Annotated in this window: 22 protein-coding genes; 17 read left to right on the forward strand and 5 right to left on the reverse strand. The window is 70.2% G+C overall.

Annotated elements, in window-relative coordinates:
- Window positions 1-324: 324 nt before the first annotated feature.
- The 5 genes from dop (at window position 325) to prcA (ending at window position 4,532) form a co-directional block, all read left to right on the forward strand.
- Window positions 325-1,836: a depupylase/deamidase Dop gene (gene dop, locus ACWGJB_RS04330; RefSeq protein ID WP_453378751.1), complete on the forward strand. Its 1,512-nt coding sequence runs from the start codon at window positions 325-327 to the stop codon at window positions 1,834-1,836.
- 195 nt (window positions 1,837-2,031) lie between these two features.
- The gene (locus tag ACWGJB_RS04335) at window positions 2,032-2,250 is read left to right on the forward strand and encodes a ubiquitin-like protein Pup (protein ID WP_351700277.1); all 219 of its coding nucleotides are present in this window, start codon (window positions 2,032-2,034) and stop codon (window positions 2,248-2,250) included.
- A gap of 49 nt (window positions 2,251-2,299) precedes the next feature.
- Window positions 2,300-2,905, forward strand: coding sequence for an endonuclease VII domain-containing protein (locus ACWGJB_RS04340; RefSeq protein ID WP_453378752.1), 606 nt, complete (start codon window positions 2,300-2,302; stop codon window positions 2,903-2,905).
- Entirely contained in the window at window positions 2,857-3,702 is an 846-nt protein-coding gene (prcB, locus tag ACWGJB_RS04345; RefSeq protein ID WP_453378753.1) for a proteasome subunit beta, read from the forward strand. Before ACWGJB_RS04340 ends, prcB begins: the two co-directional genes overlap by 49 nt.
- 71 nt (window positions 3,703-3,773) lie before the next feature.
- Window positions 3,774-4,532, forward strand: a complete 759-nt coding sequence (gene prcA, locus ACWGJB_RS04350; RefSeq protein ID WP_453378754.1) for a proteasome subunit alpha — start codon at window positions 3,774-3,776, stop codon at window positions 4,530-4,532.
- 67 nt (window positions 4,533-4,599) lie between these two features.
- On the opposite strand, the gene ACWGJB_RS04355 is transcribed toward prcA, so the two are convergent.
- Complete coding sequence (locus ACWGJB_RS04355; protein WP_453378755.1) at window positions 4,600-5,616, reverse strand: LacI family DNA-binding transcriptional regulator; 1,017 nt, start codon at window positions 5,614-5,616, stop codon at window positions 4,600-4,602.
- An 88-nt stretch (window positions 5,617-5,704) separates the two neighbouring features.
- Between ACWGJB_RS04355 and ACWGJB_RS04360 the strand changes: the two genes are divergently transcribed.
- The 11 genes from ACWGJB_RS04360 to ACWGJB_RS04410 all read left to right on the forward strand — a co-directional run bounded on the left by ACWGJB_RS04360 (window position 5,705) and on the right by ACWGJB_RS04410 (window position 17,189).
- The gene (locus tag ACWGJB_RS04360) at window positions 5,705-6,964 is read left to right on the forward strand and encodes an MFS transporter (RefSeq protein WP_453378756.1); all 1,260 of its coding nucleotides are present in this window, start codon (window positions 5,705-5,707) and stop codon (window positions 6,962-6,964) included.
- Window positions 6,965-6,973: 9 nt separating this feature from the next.
- Window positions 6,974-8,335, forward strand: a complete 1,362-nt coding sequence (gene pafA, locus ACWGJB_RS04365) for a Pup--protein ligase (protein WP_340382033.1) — start codon at window positions 6,974-6,976, stop codon at window positions 8,333-8,335.
- Window positions 8,336-8,439: 104 nt separating this feature from the next.
- Entirely contained in the window at window positions 8,440-9,441 is a 1,002-nt protein-coding gene (locus ACWGJB_RS04370; RefSeq protein ID WP_453378757.1) for an FKBP-type peptidyl-prolyl cis-trans isomerase, read from the forward strand.
- 74 nt (window positions 9,442-9,515) lie between these two features.
- A complete protein-coding gene (locus tag ACWGJB_RS04375) occupies window positions 9,516-9,887 on the forward strand; it encodes an FKBP-type peptidyl-prolyl cis-trans isomerase (protein ID WP_453378758.1) in 372 nt (123 codons plus the stop codon).
- 207 nt (window positions 9,888-10,094) lie between these two features.
- Window positions 10,095-11,048 carry a helix-turn-helix transcriptional regulator gene (locus ACWGJB_RS04380; RefSeq protein WP_453378759.1) on the forward strand — a complete coding sequence of 318 codons (954 nt, stop codon included), beginning with the start codon at window positions 10,095-10,097 and terminating at the stop codon, window positions 11,046-11,048.
- Window positions 11,049-11,067: 19 nt separating this feature from the next.
- Entirely contained in the window at window positions 11,068-12,081 is a 1,014-nt protein-coding gene (locus ACWGJB_RS04385; protein ID WP_453378760.1) for a helix-turn-helix transcriptional regulator, read from the forward strand.
- 126 nt (window positions 12,082-12,207) lie between these two features.
- Complete coding sequence (locus tag ACWGJB_RS04390) at window positions 12,208-12,510, forward strand: hypothetical protein (protein WP_453378761.1); 303 nt, start codon at window positions 12,208-12,210, stop codon at window positions 12,508-12,510.
- A 10-nt stretch (window positions 12,511-12,520) separates the two neighbouring features.
- Window positions 12,521-12,715, forward strand: coding sequence for a hypothetical protein (locus ACWGJB_RS04395; protein ID WP_360489569.1), 195 nt, complete (start codon window positions 12,521-12,523; stop codon window positions 12,713-12,715).
- A gap of 260 nt (window positions 12,716-12,975) precedes the next feature.
- A complete protein-coding gene (gene tatA / locus ACWGJB_RS04400; protein WP_360489568.1) occupies window positions 12,976-13,260 on the forward strand; it encodes a Sec-independent protein translocase subunit TatA in 285 nt (94 codons plus the stop codon).
- Between the two features lie 47 nt (window positions 13,261-13,307).
- Entirely contained in the window at window positions 13,308-14,252 is a 945-nt protein-coding gene (gene tatC / locus ACWGJB_RS04405) for a twin-arginine translocase subunit TatC (protein ID WP_453378762.1), read from the forward strand.
- 84 nt (window positions 14,253-14,336) lie between these two features.
- Window positions 14,337-17,189 (forward strand): DEAD/DEAH box helicase, encoded by a 2,853-nt coding sequence (locus tag ACWGJB_RS04410; protein WP_453378763.1) that lies wholly within the window; start codon window positions 14,337-14,339, stop codon window positions 17,187-17,189.
- Window positions 17,190-17,286: 97 nt separating this feature from the next.
- On the opposite strand, the gene atzF is transcribed toward ACWGJB_RS04410, so the two are convergent.
- Genes atzF through ACWGJB_RS04430 form a run of 4 tightly spaced genes read right to left on the reverse strand, consistent with a single transcriptional unit; the run spans window position 17,287 to window position 23,894 of the window.
- Complete coding sequence (gene atzF / locus ACWGJB_RS04415; protein WP_453378764.1) at window positions 17,287-18,942, reverse strand: allophanate hydrolase; 1,656 nt, start codon at window positions 18,940-18,942, stop codon at window positions 17,287-17,289.
- Window positions 18,943-18,961: 19 nt separating this feature from the next.
- Window positions 18,962-22,474 (reverse strand): 5-oxoprolinase/urea amidolyase family protein, encoded by a 3,513-nt coding sequence (locus tag ACWGJB_RS04420; protein ID WP_453378765.1) that lies wholly within the window; start codon window positions 22,472-22,474, stop codon window positions 18,962-18,964.
- The gene (locus ACWGJB_RS04425; protein WP_453378766.1) at window positions 22,471-23,073 is read right to left on the reverse strand and encodes an urea amidolyase associated protein UAAP2; all 603 of its coding nucleotides are present in this window, start codon (window positions 23,071-23,073) and stop codon (window positions 22,471-22,473) included. Before ACWGJB_RS04425 ends, ACWGJB_RS04420 begins: the two co-directional genes overlap by 4 nt.
- Window positions 23,070-23,894 (reverse strand): urea amidolyase associated protein UAAP1, encoded by an 825-nt coding sequence (locus ACWGJB_RS04430; RefSeq protein ID WP_453378767.1) that lies wholly within the window; start codon window positions 23,892-23,894, stop codon window positions 23,070-23,072. The genes ACWGJB_RS04425 and ACWGJB_RS04430 overlap by 4 nt, the downstream gene beginning before the upstream one ends.
- 185 nt (window positions 23,895-24,079) lie before the next feature.
- Here ACWGJB_RS04430 and ACWGJB_RS04435 point away from each other — a divergent pair, with 185 nt between their 5' ends.
- Complete coding sequence (locus tag ACWGJB_RS04435; RefSeq protein WP_453378768.1) at window positions 24,080-24,706, forward strand: TetR/AcrR family transcriptional regulator; 627 nt, start codon at window positions 24,080-24,082, stop codon at window positions 24,704-24,706.
- The last annotated feature ends 271 nt before the right edge of the window (window positions 24,707-24,977 follow it).

Raw genomic sequence — 24,977 nt, forward strand, 5'->3', positions numbered from 1 at the left:
CTCTCTCCCCCCCCTCCCCGCGGCGCCCCCCCCGCCGCCCACACCCCCCGCGCCCTCCTCACCCTGCTAGTAACTAATCACCCCGGGGGGGGGGGGGGCCCCCCCCCCGCGCCCCCCCCCCCCGACTGTTTTTCCGGCCAAAACCGGAACCGAGGCGAGCAAGGCAATGACGCAAATGATCTCCCCACCAGCGCAGAGGCGTTCTAGGCTCTTTCCTACCGCCGAGTCGCGCAGTGCGGGGACGGGCACCGCACACGCACCGGAGCGCCAGCGGTACGCGAGCGGAGCCCACGACCGAGGGCTCCGCCGGGCAAGGAGGGCCGCATGACCGTACGGCGAGTAATGGGCATCGAGACGGAGTACGGCATCTCCGTCCCCGGCCACCCCAATGCCAATGCCATGCTCACCTCATCCCAGATCGTCAACGCCTACGCGGCGGCGATGCACCGGGCCCGCCGCGCCCGCTGGGACTTCGAGGAGGAGAACCCGCTGCGGGACGCCCGAGGATTCGACCTCGCCCGCGAGGCCGCCGACGCCAGCCAGCTCACCGACGAGGACATCGGCCTCGCCAACGTCATCCTCACCAACGGCGCCCGCCTCTACGTGGACCACGCCCACCCCGAGTACAGCTCCCCCGAGGTCACCAACCCCCGCGACGCCGTCCTCTGGGACAAGGCCGGCGAACGCATCATGGCCGAGGCCGCCGAACGAGCCGCCCAGCTCCCCGGCGCCCAGCCCATCCACCTCTACAAGAACAACACCGACAACAAGGGCGCCTCCTACGGCACGCACGAGAACTACCTGATGAAGCGGGAAACCCCCTTCTCGGACATCGTGCGCCACCTCACCCCCTTCTTCGTCTCCCGCCAGGTCGTCACCGGCGCCGGCCGTGTCGGCATCGGCCAGGACGGCCACGAACACGGCTTCCAGCTCAGCCAGCGCGCCGACTACTTCGAGGTCGAGGTCGGCCTGGAGACGACCCTCAAGCGCCCCATCATCAACACCCGCGACGAGCCGCACGCGGACGCCGAGAAGTACCGCCGGCTGCACGTGATCATCGGCGACGCGAACCTCTCGGAGATCTCGACCTACCTGAAGCTCGGGACCACGGCCCTGGTCCTGTCGATGATCGAGGACGGCTTCATCGCGGTCGACCTCGCCGTCGACCAGCCCGTACGGACCCTCCACCAGGTCTCCCACGACCCCAGCCTCAAGCGCCTCGTCACGCTCCGCAGCGGCCGCACACTCACCGCCGTCCAGCTCCAGATGGAGTACTACGAGCTCTCCCGCAAATACGTCGAGGAGCGCTACGGCGCCGACGCAGACGAACAGACCAGGGACGTCCTGCAGCGCTGGGAGGACACCCTCAACCGCCTGGAGAACGACCCCATGAGTCTCTCCGGCGAACTCGACTGGGTGGCCAAGAAGGAACTCATGGAGGGCTACCGGCGCCGCGACGACCTCGACTGGGACGCCGCCAAGCTCCACCTCCTCGACCTCCAGTACGCCGACGTACGGGCCGAGAAGGGCCTCTACAACCGCCTCGCGGCCCGCGGACGCATCAAGCGGCTGCTGGCCGAGGCCGACGTCGACAAGGCCCGCACGAGCCCGCCGGAGGACACCCGCGCGTACTTCCGCGGCCGCTGCCTGGAGCAGTACGCCGACGACGTCGCCGCCGCCAGCTGGGACTCGGTCATCTTCGACCTCCCGGGGCGGGACAGCCTCCAGCGCGTCCCAACCCTGGAACCGCTACGCGGAACGCGAAATCACGTCAAGGAGCTCCTGGACCGCTGCCGCACCGCAGAAGACCTGGTCAGGGTCCTCTCCGGCAACTGAACGGGCACCCGGACCGGACCGGGCGACCGGGGTCAAAACCCCGCCGCCCGGGAATCATCGAGGTGGCCCCCGTACGTTGGAGAAACTGCGGGGCCGATGTCGGACCCGGCTTGTAGGGTCTGATCACCACCGATCGGCAGGAATGCCGACCTGTCGACCATGTCGGGCGAACGCGAACTGAGCGGGGTGAGGGTTATGGCAACCAAGGACACCGGCGGCGGACAGCAGAAGGCCACACGTTCCACCGAGGAGGCCGAGGAGCAGACGCAGGAAGCGCAGGCGTCGGAGGACCTCAAGGAGCGCCACGAGAAGCTGAGCGACGACGTGGACTCGGTGCTGGACGAAATCGATGACGTACTCGAGGAGAATGCCGAGGATTTCGTGCGCTCCTTCGTGCAAAAAGGTGGAGAGTAAAGGGGGATTGGTCACTTCACCTTCGAAATGAAGGTGACGGGGGGAATGGGTGGCTGAGGAACCGAACGCGAAGCAATGCGGGAAGTGTGGGCGGGACCTGCCTCGTGGGGCCTTCGCGCGGGACGGGAACCGGCGCGATGGCCTTCAGGTGCATTGCCGGGAGTGCGTGGCGGCGTACAGTGCCGCGCACTACCGGCGCCGCCGGGAGGCCATGGGTAAGGCGGTACGTGAAAAGGTCGATGTCCCGGAGGGGCACAAGCTCTGCCGGACGTGTGGTGTGGTGAAGCCGCACACTGAGTGGCATCGAAACGCCACCGCTTCCGACGGGCTGTCCACTAGCTGCAAGGCCTGCCGTGCCACGAAGAGTCGCGCGGACCACCTCAAGCGCAACTACGGTCTCACCGAAGCCGAGCGCGACGCACTGGTCGCCGCTCAGTACTGGCTCTGCGCGATCTGTCTGACTGCCCCGCCCATTCATGTGGATCACTGCCACAAGACGGGTAGGGTCCGAGGCGTACTGTGCTTCAACTGCAATTCGGCCATCGGCAAATTGAGGGATGATCCGGATGCCGCTCGCCGAGCCGCTGCTTATCTGGAAGGAAACTTGTGGAAGCCAACACTCGTAGCACCGGGCGTCTACCAGCTGCCTTCCTGACGCCTGGGTCCTCTTCGTTCATGGACTTTCTCGGTGAGCACCAGCCGGAGTTGCTGCCCGGCAAGCGGCAGTTGCCGCCCACGCAGGGGGTGATCGAGGCGCCGCACGGGACGACGATCGTGGCGGTGACCTTCCCCGGGGGCGTGGTGCTCGCCGGTGACCGTCGGGCCACGATGGGGAACGTGATCGCCCAGCGCGACATCGAGAAGGTGTTCCCGGCCGACGAGTACTCGGCGGTCGGCATCGCCGGCACCGCCGGCCTCGCCGTGGAGATGGTCAAGCTCTTCCAGTTGGAGCTGGAGCACTTCGAGAAGGTCGAGGGTGCGCAGCTGTCGCTGGAGGGCAAGGCGAACCGGCTGTCGACGATGATCCGTTCCAACCTCGGCATGGCCATGCAGGGCCTGGCGGTCGTGCCGCTGTTCGCCGGGTTCGACGTGGACCGGGGCAAGGGGCGGATCTTCTCGTACGACGTCACCGGCGGCCGTTCCGAGGAGCACAACTTCTCCGCGACGGGCTCCGGCTCGGTCTTCGCGCGCGGGGCCATGAAGAAGCTGTTCCGTGACGACCTGAGCGAGGAGCAGGCGACCACACTGGTGGTGCAGGCTCTGTACGACGCGGCCGACGACGACTCGGCGACCGGTGGTCCCGATGTCGCCCGCCGGATCTACCCGATCATCACCGTGATCACCGAGGACGGGTTCCGCCGGCTCACCGACGACGAGTCCTCCGAGCTCGCCCGTGCGGTGCTGGCACGCCGTCTGGAGCAGCCGGACGGCCCGCGCGCGGCGCTGCTCTGAGGCGCTCGGCGCTTGTTGTGAAGGCGGTCCCAGTGACTTCGACGGAACCCTAAGGAAGGGGACGGATACCGGTGTCGACGCCGTTCTATGTCTCACCTCAGCAGGCCATGGCGGACCGTGCGGAGTACGCCCGGAAGGGCATCGCGCGCGGTCGGAGTCTGGTGGTGCTCCAGTACGCCGACGGCATCGTGTTCGTCGGTGAGAACCCCTCACGTGCGCTGCACAAGTTCAGCGAGATCTATGACCGGATCGGTTTCGCGGCCGCCGGTAAGTACAACGAGTACGAGAATCTGCGGATCGGTGGTGTGCGCTATGCCGACCTGCGTGGTTACACCTATGACCGTGACGATGTGACGGCGCGTGGTCTTGCCAACGTCTATGCGCAGACGCTGGGCACGATCTTCTCCAGTGCGGCCGAGAAGCCGTACGAGGTGGAGTTGGTGGTCGCGGAGGTGGGGGAGACCCCGGAGGGTGACCAGATCTATCGGCTGCCGCACGACGGTTCGATCGTCGACGAGCACGGTTCGGTCGCGGTCGGTGGCAATGCGGAGCAGATCAGCAGTTATCTGGACCGGGAGCACCGGGACGGTATGACTCTCGCGGAGGCTCTGAAGCTGGCGGTGACGGCTCTGTCGCGGGAGTCGAACGGCACGCAGCGGGAGATTCCGTCGGAGCGGCTGGAGGTTGCGGTGCTGGACCGTACGCGGCCGCAGAAGCGCAAGTTCAGGCGTATCGGCGGCCCGCAGCTGTCCCGGTTGCTGGAGTCGGAGGGTGCGGCCACGGCCGCGGCCGCCGACGAGGCGGAGGAGTCCGGCGGAGACGTCGAGTAGCTCCGTTCCCACCCGCTCTGTGCGCCCCGCCCGGCGAGTCGTCCGGGCGGGGCGCGGGTGTGTTCGGCTAGGGCTTCCGCGGGGGCGCTGTGGAGCCTCGTACGACCAGCTCCACGGGGATGTCCCGGCCTTCTGGTGCGCGGCCCTCCATGACGGCGAGGAGGGCGTGCATGCCGCGTTCGCCGAAGAGTTCGGCGTCCAGTCGTACGGTCGTGAGTTCGGGGTCGATGGCGGTGGCGAGGGCGAGGTCGTCGAGGCCGGTGACGGAGATGTCGTCGGGGATGCGCAGGCCGTGGCGGCGCAGGGCCTTGTAGGCGCCGGCGGCGAGTTTGTCGTCGTCGCAGACGAGGGCGGTGGGGTGGGGGCCGGGTGCGGCGAGGGCGGCTTCGGTGGCCGTGCGGGCGCCTTCGATGGAGATCGGGGCGTGGACGGTGCGTACCGAGGTGCCGGGCACCTGTGCCGTGTGTGCGGCCAGTTCGCGGGCGCGTACCTCGAAGGTCCAGGAGGCGACGTTGGCGGCCAGGTGGAGGAAGCGGCGGTGGCCGAGGCCCAGGAGGTGTTCGGCCACCTGGCGTACGCCGTCGGCGATGTCCAGGTTGACGGTGGCGGCTCCGAGGCTGCCGTCCGGGTCGCTGTCGAGCATCACCAGGGGGAGCTGGTCGCCGCGGATGGCGGTGAGGGCGTCGGCGGCCATCGAGGAGGCGATGACGCCGTCCAGGGCGGCCTGGGCGGAGGCGAAGGGGTCGCGCGCGGGGCCGATGCCTTCGGGGGAGGGGTAGAGGACCACGCCGAAGCCGTGGTCGGCGGCGACGCGGGCGGCGCCGGTGTAGACGCCGGCGAAGAACTCGGTGGTGAGGGCGGGGACGACGAGGAGGACGGTTCGGGTGTGGCCGAGGCGGAGGTTGCGGGCGGCGAGGTTGGGGCGGTAGCCGAGGTCGCGGGCGGCTTCCCGGACGCGTTCGGCGGTGGCCTCGGAGACGCGGCCGCGCCATTTGTCGCCGAGGACGAGTGACACGGCTGCCTGGGAGACGCCGGCGGCCTGGGCGACGTCGCGGCTCGTCGGGCGCGTGCTGCTGCGTGCCACCGGGGGTGGGCTCCTTCGTCTGGACGTGTGAACTGCGCACATGGTACGTATGGGAGTCGAGGTTATACGTAAAACTTGGAGGCGGATCATGGCCGCGGGATACCTGGAGATCCTCAGGGCGAGGCACGCGGTCCGCCTGCTGACGGGCACCTTGGTGGGTCGGCTGCCGAACGCCACGGCCGCGCTCGCGATCGTGCTGTTCGTGCGTGCGCAGGGCGGTACGTACAGCCTGGCGGGGGCGCTCGCGGCCGTGTACGGGGTCGCCAACGCGGTGGGCCAGCCGGTGCTGGGCCGGTTGGTGGATGTGCACGGGCAGCCGCGGGTCCAGTTGCCCGCGGCTCTCGCGTCGGCTCTCGCCATGACCGGATTCGCCTTCGCCGGCACCGATCCGCTGCCGCTCGCCTACGGGTGCGTGGCCGCGGCGGGGCTGTTCACGCCGCCCCTGGAGGGCGGTCTGCGTGCGCTGTGGCCGAGTGTGCTCGGCAAGGAGGACCAGGTGCACACGGCGTATGCCATGGACGCGGTGGCGCAGGAAGTCATGTTCACGGTGGGGCCGTTGCTGGTGACGTTGTGCGTGTCGCTGTGGTCGCCGCAGGCGGCGCTCCTGGTGGTGAACGCGCTGGGCGTGCTCGGGGCGCTGTCCGTGGTCGTCTCGCCACCTTCGCGCGCGTGGCGTTCGGCGCCGCGCGAGGCGCACTGGCTGGGCGCGCTGCGGTCGTCCGGGTTGCTGGCGCTGCTGGGCGCGTTCCTGTTCGTCGGGATCGCGATGGGTTCCATCACGGTGGCGTCGGTGCCGTACGCGGACGCGCACGGCGGTGACGGGGTGTACGGCTGGATGATGGCGGGGCTGGGGCTGGGCGCGCTGCTCGGTGGCTCGGTGTACGGGGCGCGGCGGTGGCGCGGGGAGCCGGCGGTGCGACTGCGGGTGCTGGTGGCGCTTCTGGCGGTGTGTTATCTGCCGCTGATGGTGATGCCGGATGCGTTGGCCATGGTGTTGCTCACCGTGGTGGCGGGGGTGTTCCTGGCGCCGGCGATCGCATGTGCGTTCGTGCTGGTGGACCGGCATGCGCCGATGGGGACGGTTACCGAGGCTTTCTCCTGGCTTGTGACGACGTTCACAGTGGGGGCGTCGGTGGGAACGGGCCTGGCGGGCCCGGTCGTCGAGGCGGGCGGGGCGCTGTGGGGCTTCGCGGTGCCGGGTGCGGCGGGGGGCGTGTCGTTGCTGGTCCTGATGGTCACGGGGCGGGTCCTCGCAGCTCCCGGTGGGGGCACGGTGGTTGCGGCTTCATCGGAAAATGATCCAAATCGTGCTGTCGAACCCCGTTTCAGCTCAGGGGATCGGGCGTAATGTTCAGTCATGGACCGCCGCATTTTCGGGCTGGAGAACGAGTACGGCGTCACGTGCACGTTCAGGGGACAGCGCCGCCTGTCGCCTGACGAGGTGGCGCGGTACCTCTTCCGCCGTGTCGTGTCATGGGGCCGTAGCAGCAATGTCTTTCTTCGTAACGGCGCCCGGCTCTATCTCGACGTGGGCTCACATCCGGAATACGCGACACCCGAATGTGACAACGTGACCGAACTGGTCACCCACGACAAGGCTGGCGAGCGCATTCTCGAAGGACTGTTGGTGGACGCCGAACGACGCCTGCACGAGGAAGGAATCGCGGGCGACGTCTACCTCTTCAAGAACAACACGGACTCGGCGGGCAACTCCTACGGTTGCCACGAGAACTATCTGGTGGCGCGGCACGGGGAGTTCTCCCGGCTCGCGGACATCCTCATTCCGTTCCTGGTGACCCGGCAGCTGCTGTGCGGCGCCGGCAAGGTGCTGCAGACGCCGCGCGGTGCGGTGTACTGCGTCAGCCAGCGCGCGGAGCACATCTGGGAGGGCGTCTCCTCGGCGACGACCCGTTCCCGGCCGATCATCAACACCCGGGACGAGCCGCACGCGGACGCCGAGCGCTACCGCCGGCTGCATGTCATCGTCGGTGACTCGAACATGTCCGAGACGACCATGCTGCTCAAGGTCGGCGCCACCGACCTGGTGCTGCGCATGATCGAGGCGGGCACGGTGATGCGGGACCTGACCCTGGAGAACCCGATCCGGGCGATCCGCGAGGTCAGCCACGACATCACGGGCCGGCGCAAGGTGCGCCTGGCCAGTGGCCGGGAGGCCTCCGCCCTGGAGGTGCAGCGGGAGTACTACGAGAAGGCCGTGGACTTCTGCGAGCGGCGCGGTATCCGCACCGGCACGGTCGAGCAGGTGCTGGAGCTGTGGGGCCGGACCCTGGACGCGATCGAGGCCGAGGATCTGGACCGGATCGGCACCGAGATCGACTGGGTGATGAAGTACAAGCTCATCGAGCGGTACCGGGCCAAGCACAACATGACCATGTCTCATCCGCGGGTGGCGCAGATAGACCTCGCTTATCACGACATTCACCGTCGTCGGGGTCTGTATTACCTGCTGGAGAGGAAGGGTCAAGCCACGCGGATCTGCAATGACTTGAAGATCTTCGAGGGCAAGTCGGTGCCGCCGCAGACGACTCGGGCGCGGCTGCGCGGTGACTTCATCAGGCGGGCTCAGGAGCAGCGGCGCGACTTCACGGTCGACTGGGTGCATCTGAAGCTCAATGACCAGGCACAGCGGACGGTGTTGTGCAAGGACCCGTTCCGTTCGGTCGACGACCGGGTGGAGAAGCTCATCGCCGGTATGTGAGCGAACGCCACACGGGCGCCGTACGTTTACCGTACGGCGCCCGTGTCACGTCGTAGAGTTGCGCGCACGCATCTGCAAGATCGACCGATTATGAGGCTGTTTCCGTGCGCCGACGCTCTCTTCTCCTTGCCGCCGTACCCGCAGGACTGGTCACGATCGCCGCGTGCGGCGACGACAAGCCCGCTTCCAGCAAGGCCAGCGCGGCGCCGTCGGGTTCCGCGTCCTCGGTGCCGCCGCCGAAGATCGTGGACGGGCCGTTGCCGGCGATCACGGCGGGTACGAAGTTCGACGAGAAGCCGACGGTGGCCAAGGGTTCCGGGGACCCGTCGAAGGACCTGGCGGTCAAGACGGTGATCGCGGGCAGCGGCAAGGCGGTCGCGGAGAACGACTTCATCCAGGCCAACTACCTCGGGCAGATCTGGTCCACGGCGAAGGTCTTCGACCAGTCGTACGACCGTACGCCGCTGCTCATGCAGCTCGCCCAGGGCAGCATCATCGACGGCTGGCGGTACGGGCTGGCCGGGAAGAAGGTCGGCAGCCGGGTGCTGATGGCGGTGCCGCCGACCTGGGGCTACGGCACGGCGGGCAACTCGCAGGCGGGTATCAAGGGCACCGACACGCTGGTGTTCGTGGTGGATGTGCTGAACTCCTTCAACTCCAAGAGCTCCAGCACCGGCAAGGAGGTCGCGCAGAGCGACTCCGCGCTGCCCAAGGTCGGCACCAACACCGACGGCAAGGCTCCGTCGATCGACATTCCCAAGGCCGACCCGCCGAAGACGCTGGTGTCGAACTACGTCCTGGAGGGCGACGGCGCGGAGGTGAAGTCGTCGCAGACGGTCCTGTGCCAGTTCAAGGGCGAGGTCTGGGACAGCGGCAAGGCCTTCGAGCAGACCTACGACAGCGGGCGGCTGGCCCAGTTCGCGGTCGCGCAGATGCAGGAGGTCGTCAAGGGGCTCGCGCAGGGCATCACCGGGAAGAAGGTGGGCAGCCGGCTGCTGATCGTCGTACCGCCGGATCTGGCCTATGGGAACAACCCGCCGAGCGGCGGTGTGGTGAAGAAGGGTTCGACGCTGGTGTTCTCGGTGGACATCCTGGCGGCGATGTAGTCGCGCGGGCGGGAGCCGGGCGGGGATGAAAGACTGTCCGGGTTCCGTGTCGTACACAAGCAGGAGCGAGAGACGTGAGCATCGACAAGCCCGAGATCGACTTCCCGGGCGGCGAGCCCCCGGCCGACCTGGAGATCAAGGACATCTGGGAGGGCGACGGCGAGGTGGCCAAGGCCGGCCAGACCGTCACCGTGCACTACGTGGGTGTCGCGTTCAGCACGGGCGAGGAGTTCGACGCCAGCTGGAACCGGGGCGCGCCGTTCCGGTTCCCGCTGGGCGGGGGCCGTGTCATCAAGGGCTGGGACCAGGGTGTGGAGGGCATGAAGGTCGGCGGCCGTCGCCAGCTGACCATCCCGGCCCACCTCGCCTACGGCAACCAGAGCCCGACCCCGTTGATCCAGCCCGGGGAGACGCTGATCTTCGTCGTGGACCTGCTCGGGGTCTGAGCCCCGTGCCTGGTCGGCGCCGTTCCGGCGCTGATCGGTCCCGGTCGGAAACCGGCTGGACGAGGGCCCGTGCCGTGTGCGCGGGCCCTTGTTGTTTGTCGGGTCCTGTCCGTTTCGGCCCTCGTTGTTTGTACTGGCTTTTGCCGTGACACTTCGGAGCGGTACGGTCGTCGGTCAGAAGCACCATAGGGAAGGCGAAGGGCGTCGATGGCCATTGCCAAGGCCGAGCGGCTGATGAACCTGGCGCTGTGCCTGCTGGGGACGAGACGGCCGCTCAGCAAGCGTGAGCTGCGGGAATCCATCGAGGCCTACCTCGAAGCCGGGTCCGACGACTCCTTCAACCGGATGTTCGAGCGGGACAAGGACGATCTGCGCGAGCTCGGGCTGGTGATCGAGACGGTCGAGAACCTGGACGGCGAGGTCGGCTATCTGGCCCGCCGCGACAGCAACCGCCTGCCCCCGATCACCCTGGACGCCGAGGAGGCCGCCGCCCTGGGGCTGGCCGCCAAGGTCTGGCAGCAGGCCCGCCTCGCCGGCGCGGCCAGCGGCGCCCTGCAGAAGCTGCGCGCCGCCGGGCTGCCCGAGGACGTCGACCCGTACGAGGCGCACAGCGCCCTGGAACCGCGCATCCCTGTGCACGAGGCCGCCTTCGAGCCGCTGATGCTGGCCTGCCGCGACCGCCGCCCGGTCCTCTTCGACTACCGCAAGGCCACCGCCGCCCGCCCCGAGCCCCGGCACGTGGAGCCGTGGGCCCTGGAGTGCTGGCGCGGCCACTGGTACCTGGCGGGCTGGGACCGGGACCGGGGTGCCGAGCGGGTCTTCCGGCTGTCCCGGATCACCGGCCGGGTCCGCTCCCGGGGCACCCGCTTCACCGCGCCCGTCCCGGACGTGGTCACCGTCCGCGAGACCGTCGCGAGCTGGGCCGGTGAGATCGCCGACCGCTCGGCGCGGATCCGGCTGCGCTCCGGCGCCGGCTACCCCCTTCGGGCGAAGGCCACGGCGGTGCGGGAACTCGGTGACGGCTGGGACGAGTTGGAGATTCCGTACGGGCACGGCCTGGACGCCTGGCTGGTGGAGTTCGGGCCGGACGTGGTGGTCCTGGAGCCGGCCGAGCTGCGCGCGGACGTGGTGGACCGGCTGCGTGCCGTGGCCAAGGGCTGAGGGGGAGCGGAGCAAGACAGTGGCAGGCAAACCGGTCAGGCCCGTGAACGCCATCGACCAGACCCGGCGGATGCTCTCCCTGGTGACGTATCTGCGCGAGCGCCCCGGCGCCCGGATCGCGGACGTCGCCCGTGCCTTCGGCATCACCGAGGACGAGCTGGTCTCCGACCTCGACGTGCTGCCCATGTGCGGCACCAGCTTCCGGGGCGGCGATCTGCTGGACATCGACACCGACGGCGAGCGCATCTGGTGGCACAACGCCGCCGCGCTCGGCGAGGAGGCCGCCGAGCCGCTCCGGCTGGCCGCCGACGAGGCGACCGCGCTGCTGGTGGCCGCCCGCGCGGTGTCCACCCTGCCCGGACTGCGCGAGGGCGACCGGCAGGCGCTGCTGCGGGCCACCGCCAAGGTGGAGACCGCGGCCGGCGAGGCGGGCGACGCCAGCGCCCGGCTGTCGGTGACGTTCGAGTCCGAGGGCGGGGTCTTCGCCGACGTCGACCGGGCGATCTCCGAGCGCCGCCGGCTGTGGATCCGCTACTACTCGCCGGCCCGTGACGAGGTCACCGAGCGCGAGATCGACCCCATCCGCCTGGTCAGCGTCGGCCACACCTATGTGGAGGCCTGGTGCCGCCGCTCCGAGGCCCGGCGCACCTTCCGCCTCGACCGCGTCGCCGAGATCAAGATCCTCGACGAGCCGTCCGCGCCCCCCGAGATCGAGCTGCGCGACCTGTCCGAGGCCCTGGTGCAGCCCGCCGCCGAGGACCCCGAGGTGGTCGTCGAGGTCGGCCCGGCCGGCCGCTGGGTCGCCGAGTACTACCCGCACGACAGCGCGGATGAGCTGCCCGACGGCGGGCTGCGTATTACCCTGCGCACCCCCGATCCGGCCTCCCTGCGCCGGCTGGCACTCAGGCTCGGCGGCGACGGCCGGATCGTGTCACCGCCCGAGCTGGCCGACAGCGCCCGCCGAGCGGCCCGCGAGGCCCTGGCGGCGTACGACCACCATGCCGTGCACGGCGATGAGGAAGGGCATGAGTGAGCCGGAGGGGCGCGCCCGTGTCGAGGGGATGACCGCGCGGAGGCTCGCAGGGTTGGGCACGGTCACCCCCTCGGCACCGGCCGAGGCGCTCCCGAGGCGAACGATCAAGAAGGAGGGGCGAGGGATTTGAACGAGTCTTCGGGTTCCGGTGTCGCAGGCGCGAGTGACGTGACGGTCGCGGCCGCATTCGCCGGGATGAGAAGAGTGGTCCCCGTGGTGTTCAAGGCCGGCTGCCCGGACTGCCGGGGCAGTTTCGAGCTCACCGCGAGCGCCCTGCGGCTGGCCATCGGAGCCACCAGCAAGACCACGTTCTACTCCTTCACCTGCCCCGACTGCGACGTCCTGGTCCGCAAGCCCGCGGGCGAGCGGATCATCGAGCTGCTCACCGGCGGCGGGGTCAGGACCCTGCGGCTGCATCCCACCGTCTAGGCTCACCCGCATGTTCTGGCCGATGTTCGCGGTAGCTGTGGGTTTCGTGGGTCTCGCCGTGCTCGGCGTGCTAGCCGTCCGGGTCTTCCTGGAGGCGCGGCGCCTCGGCGCGCAGGTCACGGATTCCGCACGGCGTATCAACCGGGCCGCCGAGGACCTGGAGCGGGCGGCGGCCGGTGCCGCCCGCGCTGTGGACACGCTCTGAGACCTGCTGTGGAACCGATGTGAGTAGTGCGCCATAAGCGGTTTGCGTCACTTCGGCCTGTCACGGTGACCACCCCGGCAGGTACGCTGCTGGTCGTGGCGCGGAGAACGAGGCCCGTACCGCGGACCGGGCGTACGCACGGGGATTGCCTGCCGTTTACCCCTGAGCGTTACGATCGCTGTGAGCACGATTACTCGGACACATGTCTGACTGATCGGACAGCACCCCACCCAGCCGCCTCGGTGAGAAGGTAAAGACTTATGTTCGGAAGGCTCGGAGCTCCCGAGATTATTCTCATCCTTGTCGTCGTCATCCTGCTGTTCGGCGCGAAGAAGCTTCCGGACATGGCTCGCTCGCTCGGCAAGTCCGCGCGCATCCTCAAGAGCGAGGCCAAGGCGATGAAGGAAGAGGGCAACACCACCTCCTCCGCCCAGGCGCCCGCCTCCGGCGAGCAGGCCCAGGCCCAGCGCACCATCCAGGCTGCCCCCGGCGACGTGACCAGCTCCCGCCCGGTCAACGAGCCGTCGGACACCACCCAGCGCTGACGCAAGGCCGGTGACCCCCGGCCTGCCGCACGAGATGAGGACGTGGGTTGCCCAAGTCTGCCCGCAAAGAGGAGAAGGATCCCGAGGGGCGGATGCCTCTCGGAGATCACCTTCGTGAGCTCCGCAACCGGCTCGCGAAGGCCATGCTGGCGATCGTCATCGTGACGGTGGTCGCTGCCTTCTTCTACAACGACATCATCAACTTCCTCACCAAGCCGGTCCTCGACTCGGTCGGCTGTGAGCAGGCCTTCGGGGAACTGGCCAGGGCCAAGTCCGACTCGCATCCCTGCGCTCAGATCACGATCAACGGTCTGCTCGCGCCCTTCACGCTGGCCCTCCAGGTCTCGCTGATGGCGGGTGTGGTGTTCGCCTCCCCGGTCTGGCTGTACCAGCTGTGGGCCTTCGTCGCGCCCGGTCTGCACCGGAACGAGAAGAAGTACGCCTACGCGTTCGTCGCCACCGGCGTCCCGCTCTTCTTCGGCGGCGCGTTCTTCGCGTACAAGGTGCTGCCGACGACCGCGAAGGTGCTTCTCCAGTTCACCCCGCACAGCGTGAGCAACCTGCTGCCGCTGGACGACCTGCTCCAGCTGGTCACCCGCATGGTGATCGTCTTCGGGCTCTCCTTCGAGCTGCCGCTCCTGCTGGTCATGCTCAACCTCACCGGTATCGTCACCGGCGCGCGGATGCTCGGCTGGTGGCGGGCGATGATCCTCGGGATCACGGTCTTCGCGGCCGTCGCCACCCCGAGCACCGACCCGCTCTCCATGCTGGCGCTGGCCGGGCCGATCTGGGTGCTGTACTTCGGCGCGGTCCTCTTCTCGCTGATCAACGACCGGCGCAGGCGCCGCCGCGAGGCCGAGGGCCCCGGCGACGACGAGGCCTCCGACCTCGACCTCACGCCCGACGACATCGGCGAGATCGAGACCGTCTCCGCCAGCCGCGCGCTGCCCGAGACCCCGGAGCGGGTCAACGGCTACGACGACGTGACCTGACCGGGTCCCCACCGGCCATCGAGAGGTGCCCTCGCCCCACGGCGCGGGCACCTCTTTGTCGTCCGTCGTCCCATGTTCCGGATAATGATCGTCCTGTTGTCAGTGCGGACCGGTACGCTCGAAAGCACGATGACAGAGGACCTCTCACCGGCCGAGCGGTATGCGGCGGCCCGCAGGCGGGCCGCCGAGCAGGCCACCGCGCTCGCGTCTTTCCGCGAGATGTACGAATTCGGCCTCGACCCCTTCCAGATCGAGGCCTGCCAGGCGCTCGAAGCCGGGAAGGGCGTACTGGTGGCCGCCCCCACCGGCTCCGGCAAGACGATCGTCGGCGAGTTCGCCGTCCACCTCGCCCTGGAGCAGGGCAAGAAGTGCTTCTACACGACACCCATCAAGGCGCTGTCGAACCAGAAGTACGCCGACCTGTGCCGCCGCTACGGCGCGGACAAGGTCGGCCTGCTCACCGGTGACAACAGCGTCAACTCCGACGCCCCCGTGGTCGTGATGACCACCGAGGTGCTGCGGAACATGCTGTACGCGGGCTCCCAGACCCTCCTCGGCCTCGGCTACGTGGTCATGGACGAGGTGCACTACCTCTCGGACCGCTTCCGCGGCGCCGTCTGGGAAGAGGTGATCATCCACCTGCCGGAGTCGGTGACCCTGGTGTCCCTGTCGGCGACCGTGTCCAACGCCGAGGAGTTCGGCGACTGGCTCGACACCGTCCGCGGCGACACCGAGGTCATCGTCTCCGAACACCGGCCCGTCCCGCTGTTCCAGCACGTACTCGCCGGGCGCCGGATGTACGACCTGTTCGAGGAGGGCGAGGGCCAGAAGAAGGCCGTCAACCCCGACCTCACCCGGCTGGCCCGGATGGAGGCGAGCAGACCCTCCTACCAGGACCGCAGGCGCGGGCGTGCCATGCGCGAGGCCGACCGGGAGCGGGAGCGCCGGCAGCGGTCCCGGGTGTGGACACCGGGGCGCCCCGAGGTCATCGAACGGCTCGACGCCGAGGGCCTGCTGCCCGCCATCACCTTCATCTTCAGCCGCGCCGCCTGCGAAGCCGCCGTCCAGCAGTGCCTGTACGCGGGTCTGCGGCTCAACGACGACGAAGCGCGCGAACAGGTGCGCACCCTCGTCGAGGAACGCACCTCGTCGATCCCGCGCGAGGACCTGCACGTCCTCGGCTACTACGAATGGCTGGAGGGTCTGGAGCGCGGTATCGCCGCCCACCACGCGGGTATGCTCCCGACCTTCAAGGAAGTCGTCGAGGAACTCTTCGTACGCGGCCTGGTGAAGGCCGTGTTCGCCACCGAGACCCTCGCGCTCGGCATCAACATGCCCGCGCGCTCGGTGGTGTTGGAGAAGCTCGTCAAGTGGAACGGCGAGCAGCACGCCGACATCACCCCCGGCGAGTACACCCAGCTGACCGGCCGTGCGGGGCGGCGCGGCATCGACATCGAGGGTCATGCCGTGGTGCTGTGGCAGCGGGGGTTCAGCCCCGAGCACCTCGCGGGGCTCGCCGGTACCCGCACCTATCCGCTGCGCTCCAGCTTCAAGCCGTCGTACAACATGGCGGTCAACCTGGTCGAGCAGTTCGGGCGGCACCGGTCGCGAGAGCTTCTGGAGACCTCGTTCGCGCAGTTCCAGGCAGACAAGTCGGTCGTCGGCATCTCCCGTCAGGTGCAGCGCAACGAGGAAGGACTCGAAGGCTACAAGGAGTCCATGACCTGCCACCTCGGCGACTTCGAGGAGTACGCGCGGCTGCGGCGCGAGCTGAAGGACCGGGAGACCGAACTCGTCCGGCAGGGCGCCGTCGAGCGGCGGGCCGAGGCGGCGGTGGCGCTGGAGAAGCTCAAGCCGGGCGACGTCATCCACGTGCCGACGGGGAAGTACGCGGGGCTCGCTCTGGTCCTTGACCCCGGGCTGCCCGCCGGGCGGTCCAACGGCCACCGTGGCTTCGAGCACCACGACGGGCCGCGGCCGCTGGTGCTGACCGCCGAACGGCAGGTCAAGCGGCTGGCGTCGATGGACTTCCCGGTGCCGGTCGAGGCGTTGGAGCGGATGCGGATCCCCAAGTCCTTCAACCCCCGCTCCCCGCAGTCCCGTCGGGACCTCGCGTCCGCGCTGCGCACCAAGGCCGGGCACATTCCGCCGGAGCGGGCCCGCAAGAAGCGGTCGCAGGCCGCCGACGACCGTGAGATCGCACGGCTGCGGACCGCGATCCGGGCGCACCCCTGCCACGGCTGCAACGACCGGGAGGACCACGCCCGTTGGGCCGAGCGGTACCACCGGCTGATGCGGGACACCTCCCAGCTGGAGCGGCGGATCGAGGGCCGGACCAACACCATCGCCCGCACCTTCGACCGGATCGTGGCGCTGCTGACCGAGCTGGACTACCTGCGCGGCGACGAGGTCACCGAGCACGGGAAACGGCTGGCCCGGCTGTACGGCGAACTCGACCTGCTTGCCAGCGAATGCCTGCGGGCCGGCGTCTGGGAGGGGCTCAGCCCTGCCGAACTGGCCGCTTGCGTCTCGGCGTTGGTGTTCGAGGCGCGGGTCGGGGACGACGCGATGGCCCCGAAGCTGCCCTCCGGGAGCGCCAAGGCCGCGCTCGGCGAGATGGTGCGGATCTGGGGGCGGCTGGACGCGCTGGAGGAGGAGTTCCGGATCACCCAGACCGAAGGTGTCGGGCAGCGGGAACCGGACCTCGGCTTCGCCTGGGCCGCGTACATGTGGGCCTCGGGGACGGGGCTGGACGAGGTGCTGCGGGAGGCGGAGATGCCGGCCGGGGACTTCGTGCGGTGGTGCAAGCAGGTGATCGACGTGCTCGGGCAGATTGCCGCGGCCTCTCCGGTGGAGGGGTCAACTGTGGCGAAGACTGCTCGGAAGGCGGTCGATCTGGTGCTGCGGGGGGTTGTGGCCTACTCGTCGGTGGGGTGACGGGTTCATCGGCGGGTGCGGGTGGAGTGTGGCTGGTCGTGCCCACGCGGCGGTAGCCGCATATCGAATACAGCCCCGCGCCCCTGGGTCGGGTTACTCACGCCCGGCTCAGGTAGTTCCGCCAACCTTTGTGGCGCGTGATGTCCTTCGCGTTCGCCAGTGCGCTTGGTTCGCAGAGGAAGCCGGGGGTCTGACTGCCGTCCGCCAATTCCACGTTGCCCAGGGCCATCGGGCGGGGGAGCGCCGACAACAGGCGGCCCAGGCCTTCGGCCGGAAGGCTCCACACCTCCGTCTCGATCGCCCTGCCGTTCTCGTCCACCCGCACCAGGCCCGGCTTCGGTGGGGTCGTCCGGAGGGCGTAGAGGCGGTATGCCGGTGCTGTCGTCGTCGTGCGGTCCAGTACCCCGCCCAGTGCCAGGAGCTGGGGGTTCAGGGGCTGGCCGGTCAGGTGGGCGCCCACCACCGCCACGCTCACCCGCGGCTCCAGGGCGCGGGCGATGGTGGCCAGGCGGTCGTCCGTGAAGGCGGGGCCGATCAGCATCACGCCGAACGGCAGACCGTTCACCTCTCCCGCCGGTACCGCCACCGCCGCGAGGTCGAAGAGGTTCGTGGAGTTGGTGAAGCGGCCCAGGCGGGCGTTGGCGCCCAGTGGGTCGGCCGCCACCTCGGCCAGGGTGGGGTGGCCGGGGGCCGTGGGGAGCAGCAGGGCGTCCGCGTCGGACAGCTCGGCCAGGGCACGGGCACGCAGCGCGGACAAGCGGTCCTGGTCGGTGAAGAGCCGGTGCGCCGGGATGGCGCGGGCCCGGGTGATGATGCCGGAGACGGTGGGGTCGAGGCCTTCGCCGCCGGAGGAGAGCAGCTTGTCGATGAAGGGGCCCACCGCCGTGTAGCGCTCCGCCACGAACGCGCCCTCGTAGAGCATCGCCGCCGCCTCGGTGAAGGGGGCCAGGTCGAGCGGGCGCAGCGAGGCGCCCGAGGCGGCGAGACGCGCGACGGCTTCCTCGTACGCCTCCGCCCAGCCCTCGTCCAGTTCGCCGAGCTGGGAGAGCGGCGGGACCGCGATCCGCCAGGGTCCCGGGGCCCGCTGGGGGAGCGGCGGGAGCACGCGGTCCGGCGGGGCCGCCAGGTACGACAGCGCCTGCTCGGCCTCCGGGAGCGTGCGGGCGAACACCGTCACGCAGTCGATGGAGGCGCAGGCCGGGACCACCCCGGTGGTGGGTACCAGGCCACGGGTGGGCTTCAGGCCGACGATGCCGTTGAAGGCGGCCGGGATCCGGCCCGAACCCGCCGTGTCCGTGCCGAGCGCGAAGTCGACGATGCCCAGGGCCACGGCCACCGCCGAGCCGGAGCTGGAGCCGCCGCTGATCCGGGTTGGGTCGACGGCGTTGCGGACCGCGCCGTAGGGGGAGCGGGTGCCGACCAGGCCCGTCGCGAACTGGTCGAGGTTGGTCGTGCCGAGCACGAGTGCGCCGGCCGCGCGCAGGCGGGCCACCACCGGGGCGTCGGCCTCCGGCTCGTAGGCGTACGCCGGGCAGCCCGCCGTCGTCGGCAGTCCCCGTACGTCGATGTTGCCCTTGGCGGCGAACAGGCGCCCGGCGAGGGGGAGGCGCTCGCCCGCGGCCACCCGCGCGTCGATCGCCCGGGCCTCCGCCTCGGCCTCCTCCCGTGGGCGCAGGTCGATCCAGATCTCGGGGCGGTCGACCGCTTCGATGCGCGCGTAGGCGGCACGGACACGGGAGACGGTGCTGGACATGGTCGGTTGCTCCTGTCGGTCAGTTCGCGGTCGGCGCCAGGACGAGCAGCGCCGTCCCCGCCTCCACCTGGTCGCCGGGCCTGGCCAGGATCTCCGTCACCACGCCGGTCATCGGTGCGTGCACCCTGGACTCCATCTTCATCGCCTCCAGGGCCAGGAGGGTCTGGCCGGTGGTCACCTCGTCACCGGGTGCCACGTTCAACTGCCATACGGAGGCCGCGAATTCGGCCTCTATCAGGCGTCCGCCCGGCGGGACCGACACATCGGCCGGTGCGGTGGACGCGGGCGCCGTCGCCGCCTGAGCCCTCGCGAACTCGCCGGCCGCCTCCCAGGCGTCCCGCTCCGCGCCGAAGGCCTGCTGCTGGCGTGCCCTGAAGTCCCCGATGGCGTCGGCGTGTTCGGAGAGGAACTCCTGGTAGGACGCCAGGGAGAACGTCCCCTCCTCGATGCGTGGCACGAACCTGCCGGAGGTGATGTCCGCCCGCAGGTCGAGGAGTTCGTCGGCGGAGACCGGATACCACCTGATCCGGTCGAAGAAGCGCAGCAGCCACGGTGAACCCGGCTGGAACGCCCCGCGCTGCTGCCAGCCCGACCACACCTGGGTGGTACGGCCCACGAACTGGTAGCCGCCCGGGCCCTCCATGCCGTAGACGCACAGGTAGGCGCCGCCGATGCCGACGGAGTTCTCGGCGGTCCAGGTGCGGGCCGGGTTGTACTTCGTGGTGACCAGGCGGTGGCGCGGGTCCAGCGGGGTGGCGACCGGGGCACCCAGGTACACATCGCCGAGGCCCAGGACCAGGTACTCGGCGTCGAAGACCGTGCGATAGACGTCCTCGACCGAGTCCAGGCCGTTGATCCGGCGGATGAACTCGATGTTCCACGGGCACCAGGGTGCGTCGTCGCGGACGCCCGCCATATATCGGGCGATCGCCTCGCGGGTCGCCGGGTCGTCCCAGGAGAGGGGGAGGTGGACCGTGCGGGAGGGCACCACCAGCTCGTCGGTGGGCGGCAGGCCCAGGACGATCTCCCTGACGGTGGTGAGGAGTTCGGCCTGGGTGAGCAGCCTCGGGTCGGTCTGGACCTGGAGCGAGCGGATCCCCGGGGTGAGGTCCGTGACCCCGTGCAGGTCCGCCGCCGTCACGGCCTCCATCAGTGCGTGGACGCGCATCCGCAGGGCCAGGTCCAGCTGCATCGGGCCGAACTCGACCAGCAGGTTGTCGTCGCCGCTGCGCCGGTAGGTCACGTCCCCGTCGCGGGCCAGGACACCGCCGTCGAGGATCTCCGGGCGGGGCGCGCCGGTCACGTCGACCGGGGCGAAGCGGACCGTGTCGCCGGGCCGGAGCTGGCCCAGTTTCCAGCGTTCGCCGCTCAGGACGGTCGCCGGGCACACGAACCCGCCGAGGGATGGGCCGTCGGGGCCGAGCAGGACCGGCATGTCGCCGGTGTAGTCGACGGCGCCGACCGAGTAGGGGGTGTCGTGGATGTTGGACGGGTGCAGGCCCGCCTCGCCGCCGTCGGTGCGGGCCCAGCGCGGTTTGGGGCCGACCAGCCGGACCCCGGTGCGCGCCGAGTTGAAGTGCACCTTCCACTCGGCCGCGTAGAAGTCCCGGATGTCGTCCTCGGTGAAGAACTCCGGTGCGGCATGGGGGCCTTCGACGGCCCCGATGTGCCAGACGGCGGTGAAGGGCGGGCGCTCGGCGACGGGCACGCCGTCCGTGACGGCGCCGCCGTGCAGGACGTCACCCGTGCGCAGCGCCCGGCCGCCGTGGCCGCCGAACCGGCCCAGCGTGAAGGTGCTCGCACTGCCCAGGAAGGCGGGCACGTCCAGGCCGCCGCCCGCGAAGAGGACGTAGGTGCGCAGGCCGTGTGCGGAAGGGGCGCCGATCTCCAGCAGCCCGCCCGCCGGTACCGTCACCGGCTCCCACTGCGCGACCGGGGCGCCGTCCAGCGTCACCGGGGCCGGAGCGCCGGTCACGCAGACGGTGGTGGGGTGGGTGAAGCGCAGGGACGGGCCCTGGAGAGTGCATTCGAGGCCGGGTGCGCCCTCCGGGTTGCCCAGCGCGCGGTTGCCGAGCCGGAAGGAGCGGTCGTCCATCGGACCGCACGGAGGCACCCCGACCTGCCAGTAGCCGGTACGGCCCGGCCAGTCCTGGACCGTGGTGAGCGTGCCGGCAACGGCGACCTCGATCCGGGGGGTCGGGTCGGTGACCGTGGCGAGGGTCGCCGTCGAGTGGGCGGCGGCCCGGAAGGCCGGTTCGGTGAGCGTGGCGCGCACCAGGCCCAGGTTGGTCTCGATGCCGTCGACACGGGTGCGGGCCAGCGCCTCGTCGAGGGCGCGCAGCGCCCGGTCTCGGTCGGGGCCGTGGGCGATCACCTTCGCGAGCATCGGGTCGTACGACGTCGTCACTTCGGTGCCGGTCTCCACCCAGCCGTCGACGCGCACTCCCGGCGGGAACTCCACCCGGGTCAGCAGGCCGGCGCTGGGCCGGTGGTCGCGGGAGGGGTCCTCGGCGTAGACGCGGGCCTCGACGGCGTGGCCGCGCGGTGCGCCCGGATCCCGGACGACGTCGGACTCGCCCCTCGCCAGGCGCAGCATCCAGGCGACCAGGTCGACGCCGTAGATCTCTTCGGTGACCGGATGTTCCACCTGGAGTCGGGTGTTGACCTCCAGGAAGTAGGCCTCCTCGCGGGCCGCGTCGTACACGAACTCGACCGTGCCCGCGGAGCGGTAGCCGACGGCCGCGCACAGGTCGCGTGCGGAGGCGGCGAGTTGTGCGCGTACCCGCGGTGGCAGGCCGGGGGCCGGGGCCTCCTCGACCACCTTCTGGTTGCGGCGCTGCAGCGAGCAGTCCCGGTCGCCGAAGGTGACGACCTTGCCCGTGCCGTCGCCGAAGACCTGGACCTCGACATGGCGGGCGTGCTCCACCAGGCGTTCCAGGAAGACCCCGGCGGAGGAGAAGGAAGCGGCGGCCACGCGCTGGACGCGGTCCCAGGCGTCGGTCAGTTCGGCGGCCGATCGACATGCCGACATACCGATGCCACCACCGCCGCCGGTGGCCTTGAGCATCACGGGATAGCCGACGGCGGACGCCTCACGGAGGGCCTCGGGCAGGTCGGAGAGGAGTCCGCTCCCCGGTGCGAGGGGCACTCCGGCCGCCTCGGCCGCCGCCCGTGCCGTGTGCTTGGCGCCGAACAGCTCCAGCTGCTCCGGGGTCGGGCCGACGAACACGATCCCGGCCTCCTCGCAGCGCCGGGCGAAATCGGCGTCCTCGGACAGGAAGCCGTACCCGGGGTGGATCGCGCCGGCGCCGGTGTCCTTGGCGGCCTTCAGGACCAGGTCGGCGTCGAGGTAGGACTCCTTCGCCGGTGCCGGGCCGAGCCGTACCGCCTCGTCGGCGAGGCGGACATGGGGTGCCGAGCGGTCGGGGTCGGAGTAGACGGCGACCGTGCGCAGGCCCAGTTCACGGGCGGTGCGGATGACACGGACGGCTATCTCGCCCCGGTTGGCGATCAGCAGGGTGTCGAAGCTCATCCGGCGGCCCCGATCGTCATCTGCACCGCTGTCGGGTCGAATCCGTTGCACGGGTTGTTGATCTGCGGGCAGTTGGAGACCAGCACGAGGACGTCCCGTTCGGCCCGCAGCGTCAGCTTCAGGCCCGGGGCCGAGAGGCCGTCGACGATGCCGAGGGTGCCGTCCTTCTCGACCGGTACGTTCATGTACCAGTTGATGTTGGACACCAGATCGCGCTTGCCGAGGCCGTGCTTGGCGCCCTCTGCGAGGAAGTTGTCCACGCAGGCGTGCTGCGACCAGGTGTGGTGGCCGTAGCGCAGGGTGTTGGACTCCTTGGAGCAGGCGCCGCCGACCGTGTCGTGCCGGCCGACCTCGTCGGCGACCACGGACATCAGCGGGGTGTGCTCGTTGGAGAGCAGCACGCTGCCGGTGGTGAGGAAGAGGGAGCCCTGGGCGTGGACGGTGTCGGGGGCGCTGTAGCGGACCGCCGTGTCGTGGGCGTCGTAGACGAGGAAGTCGACGGCCTGGTTGCCGTGCAGGTCGGTGATGGTCAGGGTCTCGCCGTCGCGGACGACGGCGGACCAGGCGGCGCGGGCCGGGACGACGGTCTGCGTGGTCATGCGAGCCCCCTCGCGGCGAGGAATTCGGCGGTGTTCAGGAAGGCGCGGCGGCCCTCGGGGGTGGCGTCCCAGAGCGGGTCGCCGGGCGGGGTCGGGGCGGCGCGCCAGGCCAGGACCTCCAGCGCGGTGCTGACGTAGTCGGGGCGCGGATCGGCCGGGTGCGGGACGTTCGCGATCAGTACGGTCAGGTCCTGCTCGGCGCGGAGCGTGACGCTGCCGCCGGGGCCGGCCGAGCCGGTGAAGTCCAGCGTGCCGTCGTCGCGCACCTCCACGCCCTGGAAGAACGACAGGGACGGCGGTAGGTCGCGCGGTTCCAGGCCGTGCTTCGCCGCGGCCAGCTTGAACAGCTCGCGGCCTGCGGGGGAGGGCGACTGCGGGGTGCCGTCGCCGTAGCGACCGGTGTTGCGGACCAGGGTGGAGGTGCCGCACAGCGCGTCGTGGTGGCCGGAGGTGTCGGCGACGACGGAGGCGAGGACCCGGCCCTGGTCGGAGAGGAGCAGCACGCCCTCGCCGAGGTAGGCGTTCCACTGGACCTTGACCGTGTCGGCGACGTTCAGTCGCTCCCAGGGGCGGTCGGCGACATACAGCAGGAGGTGCGCGCAGGCGTCGCCGTGCGGGTCGGTCAGGCGCAGCTCGGTGCCGCGGGCCAGGACGCGGTGCGTGTAGTTGCCGCCCGCCATCGTCTCGGCCCATACCAGGTGGCCCGCCTCGCAGGGCGGGTCCGGCCAGTCGGCGGCCGGTACGACGGGCATGGCCTCGGCGCGGGTGCCCTCCTGGGCGCGGGCATGCGCCCGGGCTCCGTACGTGGTCGCTGTCGCCATCGCTGACCTCCGGTTCCGTGGGCTCGGCGGTGTTTCTGTCGCTCGACAGAAATTAGGGGTGGGCCGGGTCCGGGGCGTTGCCGTGGCGTTCCGGCCCGGTTACCGAGGGCTCACCGGGGGAGCATGGCCCGGCCGCCGGGCCTCGTGGTGATCGTCGTGCGGTGCCGTGTGCGAGGATCGAACGCATGGGGACGAGCAGTGGCCGCCGGGTCGGCCGGCCGCGGGCGGCGCAGCGGCCGGACAGCGGACTGGACCCTCGGGCCGAACTGCTCGTGGCCGCAGCCGAGTTGTTCACCACCCGCGGCTACGCGGCCACCACCACCCGGGCGGTCGCCGAGCGGGCGGGCATGCGGCAGGCGTCGATGTACCACTACGTCTCCGGCAAGGAGGAACTCCTCGCCGAGTTGCTGGAGTCCACCGTCACGCCGTCGCTGGACTGCGCGCGTGAGCTGCTCGCCGACGACGTGACTCCGGCCGAGGAGCGGCTGCGGGCGCTGTGCCGGGCCGACGTGGAGCTGTTGTGCGCCGGGCCGCACAACCTCGGCGCGCTCTACCTGCTGCCCGAGGTGCACACCGAGCGGTTCGCCGGGTTCCATGCCGTGCGGTCCGAACTCAAGGACGCCTACCGGCAGTTGATCGCCGCGACGGCCGCCGGCGGGGGGCTCGCCAAGGGGGAGCTGGAGCTGCGGACCGACCTCGTCTTCGGGCTGATCGAGGGTGTCATCCTGATCCACCGCTCCGAACCGGAGCGTCCCGTCGACGAGTTCGCCCGCGCCACGGCTGACGCCGCGCTGCGGATCGCGGGGGTCTGAACCCGCTGGAGGTTTCGGCCCGGAGGGCTGTTTCACCCGTCACGGTGAGTCACCTTCGTACGCCCGTACGTCGTGACGCAACGTGTGCGAACACATGCCGTGCGTGCAAAACGACCGAGGGTACTCCTGTCGTTCGGGCGTTTTCAGGTGCTTGCCGAATATGACACGGCGTTGATCCGGTCGGACTAAGCTCGCCCGCGGCGCACCGAGTTGAGATGAATTCGTGCGCCTGTTCCCAATCATACGGAAGATCCTGACTGCTCCATGAACC

The organism is Streptomyces sp. NPDC054813, from assembly GCF_053611365.1.

What these genes read in the sequence shown, in the direction of transcription:
- tatA (WP_360489568.1), top strand. Translation starts at nt 12,976, where the DNA reads ATGTTCGGAAGGCTCGGAGCTCCCGAGATTATTCTCATCCTTGTCGTC.
- atzF (WP_453378764.1), bottom strand. Translation starts at nt 18,942, where the DNA reads ATGTCCAGCACCGTCTCCCGTGTCCGTGCCGCCTACGCGCGCATCGAA.
- ACWGJB_RS04395 (WP_360489569.1), top strand. Translation starts at nt 12,521, where the DNA reads ATGTTCTGGCCGATGTTCGCGGTAGCTGTGGGTTTCGTGGGTCTCGCC.
- ACWGJB_RS04360 (WP_453378756.1), top strand. Translation starts at nt 5,705, where the DNA reads ATGGCCGCGGGATACCTGGAGATCCTCAGGGCGAGGCACGCGGTCCGC.
- ACWGJB_RS04335 (WP_351700277.1), top strand. Translation starts at nt 2,032, where the DNA reads ATGGCAACCAAGGACACCGGCGGCGGACAGCAGAAGGCCACACGTTCC.
- ACWGJB_RS04380 (WP_453378759.1), top strand. Translation starts at nt 10,095, where the DNA reads ATGGCCATTGCCAAGGCCGAGCGGCTGATGAACCTGGCGCTGTGCCTG.
- pafA (WP_340382033.1), top strand. Translation starts at nt 6,974, where the DNA reads ATGGACCGCCGCATTTTCGGGCTGGAGAACGAGTACGGCGTCACGTGC.
- ACWGJB_RS04435 (WP_453378768.1), top strand. Translation starts at nt 24,080, where the DNA reads ATGGGGACGAGCAGTGGCCGCCGGGTCGGCCGGCCGCGGGCGGCGCAG.
- dop (WP_453378751.1), top strand. Translation starts at nt 325, where the DNA reads ATGACCGTACGGCGAGTAATGGGCATCGAGACGGAGTACGGCATCTCC.
- ACWGJB_RS04410 (WP_453378763.1), top strand. Translation starts at nt 14,337, where the DNA reads ATGATCGTCCTGTTGTCAGTGCGGACCGGTACGCTCGAAAGCACGATG.
- ACWGJB_RS04430 (WP_453378767.1), bottom strand. Translation starts at nt 23,894, where the DNA reads ATGGCGACAGCGACCACGTACGGAGCCCGGGCGCATGCCCGCGCCCAG.
- ACWGJB_RS04425 (WP_453378766.1), bottom strand. Translation starts at nt 23,073, where the DNA reads ATGACCACGCAGACCGTCGTCCCGGCCCGCGCCGCCTGGTCCGCCGTC.
- ACWGJB_RS04420 (WP_453378765.1), bottom strand. Translation starts at nt 22,474, where the DNA reads ATGAGCTTCGACACCCTGCTGATCGCCAACCGGGGCGAGATAGCCGTC.